Raw genomic sequence first — 1,117 nt, 5'->3', positions numbered from 1 at the left:
CCGGGAACAGGTGGGGTTCGTCGAGCAGTATTTCGATCCCGTCGTAGCCGATATCGGCGAGGATTTCGATCGATTCGTCCAACTCGTACTGCCGGAAGGCGTTTAGTGAGAAGCCAAAGTCCATGGATTAGGCCTCGTGGGTGAAGTTCGGCGACTGGTCGAAAAACTCGTAGGGGTTGTCGAAGACGACCTTCTTGACCGCCTCACGATCCCAGCCGCGATCGAGCATTTTGTCTCGAGCTTTCGGCACGGCGAGGGGATCGGACGGGTCCCAGTCGACCGAGCTGTTGAGCAACATCTTGTCGGTGCCGTATTCCTCGAGGATATCGATCGCAGTTTCGTCGGTTATCTTCCCGGGGTAGAGGGTAAAACCGATCCAACAATCGGTCTGACTCGAAATCTCGATCGTGTTCTCGGTGTTGTGATCGATGACGATCCGTTCCTGAGTGACTCCCTCGTCTCGGATGATCTCCACGAGTCGTTCAGTTCCTTCTGGCTTGTTCGTGTGCGGCGTATGAACGATAACCGGGAGTTCGCGTTCTTCGGCCATCCGGAGTTGCTCTCTGAAGGCGTATTCCTCCTCGTCGGTAGCCTGATCGAACCCGATTTCGCCGAGTCCGACGACGTTCTCCCGCTCGAGATACTCCGGAAGTTCGTCCAAGACTCGTTGGGCCATTTCCGGGTAGTTCGCTTCCTTTGGCTCGAGGCCAATGGTGGCGTAGTGGTCGATACCGGCGGCGCGTTCGGCGCGGTTGGTTTCGAAGCCGATGATTCGCTCGAAGTAATCGAAAAAGGATTCGGCGTGTTGTTTGTCCGTTCCGCTCCAGAACGCCGGTTCGATACAACACTCGATGCCAGCCAGTCGGGCGCGTTCGTAATCGTTGATCGACCGCGAAACCATGTGCATGTGCGGGTCAATTATCGGAATCGACATGTACACACAATGGTAATGGAGCCATATTAAACATGCGCTCCCCCTGGAATTATTGACCTGGAGGTACTGTCTAGTTTAGTACCTCGTCAGCTGGCGTTCGTCCGTCGAGCGATTGATGCGGTCTTTGAGGGTTATAGCAATGCACGAATTATTCAATTCATTTGCGTGCGCTCGCCCGACTTT

Annotated in this window: 1 protein-coding gene and 2 pseudogenes; all 3 read right to left on the bottom strand. The window is 54.8% G+C overall.

What is annotated here, in order from left to right:
• A pseudogene (locus QNM96_RS23025) lies at nucleotides 1-124 on the bottom strand (sugar phosphate isomerase/epimerase); the annotation flags it as partial.
• A 3-nt stretch (nucleotides 125-127) separates the two neighbouring features.
• Nucleotides 128-907: a TatD family hydrolase gene (locus QNM96_RS22885; RefSeq protein ID WP_345782570.1), complete on the bottom strand. Its 780-nt coding sequence runs from the start codon at nucleotides 905-907 to the stop codon at nucleotides 128-130.
• Between the two features lie 97 nt (nucleotides 908-1,004).
• A pseudogene (locus QNM96_RS22880) lies at nucleotides 1,005-1,117 on the bottom strand (integrase core domain-containing protein); the annotation flags it as partial.

It is taken from the genome of Halostagnicola sp. A-GB9-2 (assembly GCF_030068615.1).
Lineage (GTDB): Archaea > Halobacteriota > Halobacteria > Halobacteriales > Natrialbaceae > Halostagnicola.
This window is presented reverse-complemented; position numbering and strand designations above follow the sequence as displayed.